Source organism: Selenomonas sp. FC4001 (assembly GCF_000701565.1).
Lineage (GTDB): Bacteria > Bacillota > Negativicutes > Selenomonadales > Selenomonadaceae > Selenomonas_A > Selenomonas_A ruminantium_B.
Genome location: NZ_JNJF01000018.1, coordinates 41292 through 48332, shown reverse-complemented (window position 1 = coordinate 48332; position 7041 = coordinate 41292). Strand labels below are relative to the sequence as shown.

General features: G+C 51.8%; 6 protein-coding genes. 1 reads left to right on the top strand and 5 read right to left on the bottom strand.

Annotated features, from left to right (window positions below; translation table 11 throughout):
* Window positions 1-105: 105 nt before the first annotated feature.
* From tnpA to T320_RS09160, 4 genes are all read right to left on the bottom strand, one after another.
* Window positions 106-570, bottom strand: coding sequence for an IS200/IS605 family transposase (gene tnpA, locus T320_RS09175; RefSeq protein WP_037354312.1), 465 nt, complete (start codon window positions 568-570; stop codon window positions 106-108).
* 181 nt (window positions 571-751) lie between these two features.
* Window positions 752-1372: a hypothetical protein gene (locus tag T320_RS09170; RefSeq protein WP_037355122.1), complete on the bottom strand. Its 621-nt coding sequence runs from the start codon at window positions 1370-1372 to the stop codon at window positions 752-754.
* A gap of 132 nt (window positions 1373-1504) precedes the next feature.
* A complete protein-coding gene (locus T320_RS09165) occupies window positions 1505-1900 on the bottom strand; it encodes a response regulator (RefSeq protein WP_026759338.1) in 396 nt (131 codons plus the stop codon).
* Window positions 1897-3273, bottom strand: a complete 1377-nt coding sequence (locus tag T320_RS09160) for a PAS domain-containing sensor histidine kinase (RefSeq protein WP_037355120.1) — start codon at window positions 3271-3273, stop codon at window positions 1897-1899. The genes T320_RS09165 and T320_RS09160 overlap by 4 nt, the downstream gene beginning before the upstream one ends.
* A gap of 477 nt (window positions 3274-3750) precedes the next feature.
* On the opposite strand from T320_RS09160, the gene trpS reads away from it, so the two are divergent.
* A complete protein-coding gene (gene trpS / locus T320_RS09155; RefSeq protein WP_037355118.1) occupies window positions 3751-4764 on the top strand; it encodes a tryptophan--tRNA ligase in 1014 nt (337 codons plus the stop codon).
* Between the two features lie 196 nt (window positions 4765-4960).
* On the opposite strand, the gene T320_RS09150 is transcribed toward trpS, so the two are convergent.
* A complete protein-coding gene (locus tag T320_RS09150; protein WP_037355115.1) occupies window positions 4961-7006 on the bottom strand; it encodes a methyl-accepting chemotaxis protein in 2046 nt (681 codons plus the stop codon).
* Window positions 7007-7041 lie beyond the last annotated feature (35 nt).

Genomic DNA, 7041 nt, shown 5'->3' with positions numbered 1-7041 from the left:
AAATAAATATCCCCCGGCTTAGCCGGGGGTTTTACATTAACGGCCTATAAGGCCTCTTTTTACCAGCTGCGCTTAAAAGCGCTTGTACGGTCCGCCACACGCTACTTATTTCCGATTACCCGTAAACGGGTCTATCGCCTCTAGCGTTAGCTGCTCGGCCATATGGTCTTCACTTAGTTGCTGCTTTATATATTCCGCTATCTTCTTTTCGTTCTTTCCTACGGTACTCACATAATATCCTCGACACCAAAATTGTCTGTTTCTATACTTATATTTCATATTCCCCCATTTCTCATATATCATCAGGCTACTCTTCCCCTTCAAAAATCCCATAAAGTTCGATATACTAAATTTCGGTGGTATCTCTACCAAAATATGGATGTGGTCTGGACATGCCTCAGCTTCCAGTAAATTCACCCCCTTCCATCTGCACAATTCACGTATTATCTTTCCAATCTCATACCTCATTTGCCCGAAAAACACTTTCCGCCTATACTTCGGCGCAAAAACAATGTGATATTTACACTCCCATTTCGTGTGTGATAAACTATGGATGTCGTTCTTTTGCATTACGACAAAACCTCCCTATTCATAATTTTGCAGTTGACGGACCGCAACAATTATTTTCTAGGGAGGTTTTTCTTTTCCTTTAAAGACTCATCGCTAAAGCTTTACGGAACCCCTGGTCTAACCAGGGGTTTTCTAATAACAAAAAGGCCGCAAGCAAAAGCTTGCGGCAAAAAACTGTCTGTTAAGCGCCGATATCAATATTCCCACCAGGAGCAGGTTTAGGCTTGTAATTGCTAATCTGGGCATTCGCCTGCTGGAAGCGGCTATGGCCGAGATTCGTTTCTGTGCCGAACTGCGATACGCGCGTGACATCGAGGGCTGCTTTCATGCCTTTCGCTAAATTCGACTGTCCCTGCTCAGAAATCTGCTTGACCTGCTGTTGGAATTTACTGGACCCCAGTTTCGTTTCCGTGCCAAAGTTGGACACTTCATAGTAGGACTTTGCTTTATCCATTATCTGAGAGGTATTCTGCATCCCCTCATTGTTGGTCTTTTCATTGTCCTGCTGGAACTTACTGGAGCCAATTTTGGTGCTCGTACCGAAATTGGAAACTTTATAAATCGCTGCAGTTTCCTGAGCAATTTCCTTGGTCTCCCGTTCACCGATGCTGATAACGGTGTCGTTCCCCTGCTGGAACTTGCTGGAACCCAACTTGGTTTCTGTACCAAAATTCGATACTTTTGTGTAAGACGCTGCCTGTTCGCTACGCTCTTTAGTCGCCTGCATTCCCACAGAATGAACCTCGCGATTTAATTGTGGGAAACTCGAAAGCGTCGTAGCACCCACCGCCGAGATACCCATTGTCGATCCCTCACTTTCCCTGAGACATTCCTTAATCCTTTACATAGGTATACAGCCCTACTTTAATTATATACACTTTGTATTTGATTTTCAACCGTTTTGTCATTATTTATTATTATTGATTATTCCTATTCAGCTGACCAGCCCCAAGTCCTGCAGGACTTCCTTCACCTGGTCGATTTCGATGGGCTTGGAAGCGTAGGCATCACAGCCCTGCTCAAAGGCCTGATCCACGTATTCCATATCGGCAATAGCCGTCATCATGATGATTTTCACCTGCCGCGCAGCTTCTACCTTTTGCCGGGCTTCGAGCTCCCGAATCAGCTTGAGCACCATCAGGCCATCCACCTTGGGCATCATGATATCCAGGCACATCAAATCATAGGGCTCGCCAGCCTTGAAGGCTTCCAGATATTTGTCAATGGTTTCCATGCCGTTATTGGCGGTATCACACGAGCCATAATCCTGCAGGAATTCCAGCAGGAACGTGCGGCTGAGCACATCATCTTCCGCAATCAAAATCTTCATGAGGATTCCTCCCTGGGTGCCATTTCTACATCCGCTGCGAGCTTCTGCATGCAGTAATGCATCAGATTTTCCGTGCGCGGGTCCGTGTCCGCCTGCTTGTCCGCAGGCTTTTTCCGCGGGCGCAGGAATATCCGCCGTTCCTGTCCGGCTGAATCAGCCTCCTGCAGCGGAATCCAAAAGGAGACACACGTTCCCCGGCCCAGTTCCGAATCCAGGCTCATCGTGCCGCCCATCAGTTCCACCAGTTGCCGGGAAATCATCAGCCCCAGCCCCGTGCCCCCAAAGAGACGGGTGGTGCTGCTGTCCGCCTGGGTAAAGGGGCTGAACAATTTGTTCTTCATGCGCGCATCCACGCCGATACCGGTATCTTCCACGCTGAATTCGAGGGTCGGCTGCTCGTGGCGCACGCTCTGGTAAACCGCCATGGTTATCCTGCCCGTCTCGGTAAACTTCAGCGCATTGGCCAGAATATTATGCAGCACCTGCCGCAGGCGCAGGGCATCCCCCCGAATAAACCGGGGCAGCGTGGAAAAATCCGTCGTGACGAATTTCAGACCCTTGGCCGCCACCAATGGCTGATAGATTTCTCCAATGCGCTGCAGACTCTCCAGCAAATCAAAATCCAGTTCCTCCAGCCGCAGCTTGTCATTTTCGAGCTTGGCGAAGTCCAAAATATCATTCAGAATATGCAGCAAATCGTCGGCACTGCGCTTGGCATTCTGCAGGCATTTCTGCTGTTTTTCGCTCAAGGGTTCCCGGCCTGCCAGTTCCATCATGCCGATAATGCCATTGAGGGGCGTGCGCAATTCGTGGCTCATGATGGAGATGAACTGGGTCTTGCTGCGGTCCGCTTCCTCTGCCGCCCGCTTGGCCCGCTCCAGCTGCTGCTCGTAATGCTTGCGCACCGATACATCTACAATGGTGACAATCAGCTGCTTGCCCCGGCCTTCCCCTGTCTGGGATACACCAAGATTCAGCCAGAGCCGGTCTCCGGTTTTGGCATTCTTCATCTGCACGGAAAACTCGCTGGAAAACTCGTCATCAGCAAGGGCAGCTTCGATATTGCGGCGCACAGGACAGTGACGGCAGTTGCTGCCATGGCCGCAGCCCTTTTCCAGACTGTTCTCACAGCAGAAAGCGTCACCAAATTGACGGCCAACTACATTCTGCCCGTCTGTCTGCATCAAAATCCTGCCCATCTCATTTACCGCCAGCACCGCCCCTTCGGCATCCAGCAGGCAAAGGCCAACCTTGGCCGCCGAAAAGACCGCCCGCATGTATTCCTGCCCAGCCTGTACCTGGGCCTCCAACTCCTCAATCTGGTTCATGACGCCAGCCAGCTGAGAGGGCAGATTTTTTTCTGTCATCTGCATAACTCCGCCTCCTAATCATTAGCTTTTATATTGCATCCTCACAATCATAAACGCTAACAATCAAAGAAGAACGCGAAACATTTCTAAATTAAGAATAACACAAAATCCCGCCCTTGTATAGATAGAACATTGACACCAAAGGTTCCGGGTGCTATCATTTTATTTAGTTATTCCAAACCGTTGAAGCGGGAGAAACATCCGTTATGCTTGCACAGAGAGTCCGGGGAGCTGGGAGCCGGGCGGAACACAGACGGGTATATGGGCCGCTGAGGGCGCACCGAAAGCATTTGACATTTGAATTTGTTAGTAGGCTGCGACGTGAAGACACGCGTTAGTGGTCAGAGGTATGTTAGTACCTCGTTAAGGGCATGGCACAGCCATGAAGCAGGGTGGCACCGCGAAAATTTCGTCCCTGACAGAAACGATTTCTGTCAGGGATTTTTTAGTTCCTGACAGGGCAAAAAAGGAGCTAATATTATGGAAAACACCAACAACGAGAAAAAAATCATTCTCTCGGGCATTCAGCCCACCGGCGTCTTCACGCTGGGCAACTACCTCGGAGCCGTGAAGAACTGGCAGAAGATGCAGGAGGAATACAACTGCTATTACTTCATCGCTGACCTGCACTCCCTGACCGTCCACATTGACCCGACCAAGCGCAAACAGCAGACCCTGCAGGCATTCGCCCTGCTGCTCGCCTGCGGCATTGACCCGGAAAAGAGCCTGGTCTTCATCCAGAGCCATGTCAGAAGCCATGCGGAAATGGGCTGGCTCATGAGCTGCTGCTCCCAGTTCGGCGAACTCAGCCGCATGACCCAGTTCAAGGATAAATCCAGCAAACATCCCGAAAACATCAACGCTGGCCTCTTCACCTATCCGGCTCTGATGGCCGGAGACATCCTGCTCTATCAGGCCGACTATGTGCCCGTAGGCGCTGACCAGACCCAGCATCTGGAATTCACCCGTGATATCGCGACCCGCTTCAACCATAACTACGGCGAAATCTTCAAGCTGCCGGAAGGTTACTTCCCGAAAGCCGGGGCAAGAGTTATGAGCCTGCAGGACCCCACCAGCAAGATGAGCAAGTCCGACACCAACCCCAAGGCCACGATTTCCATTCTCGACGAGGAAAATGTCATCCTCAAGAAGTTCAAGAGCGCCGTCACCGATAGCGAAGCGGTGGTATGCTTCCGCGAGGATAAGCCGGGCGTCAGCAACCTGATGACCATCTACTCGGCCATCACCGGCAAGACCATGGCTGAAATCGAAGCCGAATTCGCAGGCAAAGGATATGGCGACTTCAAGGCCGTTGTCGGTCAGGCTGTAGCCGATGAACTCAAACCCATCCGCGAAAAATACGCCGAACTCATGAAGGATCGCAAACACCTCGAAGCCCTGATGAAACAGGGGGCAGAACGGGCCGACTACATCGCCCGCAAGACCCTGACCAAGGCCAAGAAAAAAGTCGGTCTCCTTCCAGAAGTACGCTGAACCGACAAAACATCCACATAAAAGATAACGTAACATAAAGCCCGGGGGATGTATTCCTGCGCTAGTACGCGCTGCGCGCGTAAATCGCTTAGGAACACATCCCCCGGGCTTAAGTTTATGCCTTATTTCTATGATTCTTCGTTTTACACCCTTATGGTGGGAACTTGGCATATCATGCCTATCTTGGCTCACAGTTTTACACTTTGAACTTCTGCACTTCTTTCTGCAAATCCATGGCCATTTTTGCTAACTCGTTGCTGGCATGGGCGATTTCCTGTACGGAAGCACTCTGTTCTTCCGTAGCTGCCGATACGGTTTCTGCTTCTTCCGCGGCACTGCGGCTGCTTTCGCCGATGGTGCGGATATGGCCCACGATTTCCTGACCGCTGACGGCCATGCCGCTGATGGCGGTGGAAATCTCCTGTACCTGCCCCGATACATTTTCGACGATTTCGATAATCTTGCGGAAGGACTCGCCCATGGACATGATGTTTTCCGTGCCCACGCGGACTTCTTCGCTGCCGGCCTGCATCCCGGCCACAGCATTGTCCGTATCCCGGCGGGTTTCCTCAATCAAAGCGGAAATGCGATGAGCTGCTTCCTGCGAGGATTCAGCGAGCTTGCGTACTTCATCAGCTACTACGGCAAAGCCGCGGCCATGTTCACCGGCACGGGCTGCTTCGATAGCGGCATTGAGGGCCAGCAGGTTGGTCTGCTCGGAAATGCTCGAAATGGTATCGACAATCTGGCCGATTTCGCTGGAGCGTTCACCCAGAGCCGTAACTACCTTGGTGGATTCCCGTGTGGATTCTTCAATGCGCTTAATCTGGCCAATGGCTTCGTTCAAGGTCTTGCCGCCATCGCGGGCCACGGTCGATGCTTCGCGGCTGTTGCTGGCTGCTTCATCAGCCTTGCCGGCAATGTCCTGAATGGTGTCGTTGAGGTTTTCGATGGCTTCGGAGGTGGAGTTCACGGCATCGAGCTGCTCACTCGTGCCCTGCGCAACCCTGACGATGGAGTCGGCCACCTGATTGGAGGCCTGTGCCGACTGGTCACTGGTGGCATTGAGTTCTTCCGAAGCGGCTGACAGGCTTTCAGCGGAGCTGCTGACATTATGGAGCACCTTCTGCACACCATGACGCATATCCCGCACAGCCGTAGCCAGCATACCCAATTCATTATTCACCGTAATCTGGGCCGGACGGTCCTGGAAGTCTCCGGCTGCGAGCAGGCGCATTTCGTCCATCATCACGGCCAGCGGCTTCATGGAACGGTTGACCGTAAAGAGTACGCCCAGCGAAATCAGGATAATCAGGACGATGGAAATGCCTGCCATGATTTTCAGCACATTGCCCACCGGCGCAAAGAGCTCATCCTGATAGGCAATGGTAGCCATGCCCCAGCCCGTAGCCTTGATGGGATTGTAGAAAGCAATCATATCCTTGCCGTCTGCGCGGGTGAATTTATAGACGCCAGCCTCACCGGAAAGCATCTTTTCGCCCAACGTACGGACGGCCGGGTCATCCTCTTCCGAAATCTTTTTCTTCATAATGGCGGCTTCATCAGGATTTACAATATAAGTGCCTTCTTTGGAAACCAGCAGGCTGTAGCCGCTTTCCCCAAGTTTCAAATCGCTGACCTTTTCCACCACGGCATCCACATAGATGGCTGCCAGTACCATGCCCACATTGGCACCGCTGCTGTCCTTGGCCAGCGCGATACTGTTCACGATAATCTTGCCCGTAGCCTGCGAAACAACCGGCGAGGACATAAAGCTGTCTTGAGCTCCCGTCATGGTCTGCTTGTACCAGGCCTTGTCGGCATTGTGCATCTCTTTGAAGCCCGCCTTGGTCTGGCCATAGAGCACGCCAGAACCGTCAAAAGGCCCCCAGCTCACGCTGTCGTAGATACCGGGATAAATCTTGTTCATGAGATTTAAGCGGTAGACATTGTTCTCATTCATCAATTCCGGGGCATTTTTCAGATTCTTTGCCGCCGGATGAGATGCCGCCGTCTGGGTTTCCAGCATGCGGCTGTCCAGCCAGGCCGATACTCCGCTGGCCACTTCCTGCGCGTTCTTCAACGAACTCGTGGTAAGCTGCTGCTCAAAGTTGGAACCCACATAGCGGAAGATAATCCCCGCCATCAGCACCAATCCCACTACCACAATAGGAATCACATAAATCAAAATCTCCGTCTTGACCGTTCTGGTCTTCGCGGTCAAGCTCTCCTGACCAGCCATCGTACTCCCTCCCCTTATACCTCTAATCGTTAAAT

Excerpts from the sequence above, each read along its gene's own strand:
- tnpA (WP_037354312.1), bottom strand. The coding sequence starts at position 570 with ATGCAAAAGAACGACATCCATAGTTTATCACACACGAAATGGGAGTGT.
- T320_RS09170 (WP_037355122.1), bottom strand. The coding sequence starts at position 1,372 with ATGGGTATCTCGGCGGTGGGTGCTACGACGCTTTCGAGTTTCCCACAA.
- T320_RS09165 (WP_026759338.1), bottom strand. The coding sequence starts at position 1,900 with ATGAAGATTTTGATTGCGGAAGATGATGTGCTCAGCCGCACGTTCCTG.
- T320_RS09160 (WP_037355120.1), bottom strand. The coding sequence starts at position 3,273 with ATGCAGATGACAGAAAAAAATCTGCCCTCTCAGCTGGCTGGCGTCATG.
- trpS (WP_037355118.1), top strand. The coding sequence starts at position 3,751 with ATGGAAAACACCAACAACGAGAAAAAAATCATTCTCTCGGGCATTCAG.
- T320_RS09150 (WP_037355115.1), bottom strand. The coding sequence starts at position 7,006 with ATGGCTGGTCAGGAGAGCTTGACCGCGAAGACCAGAACGGTCAAGACG.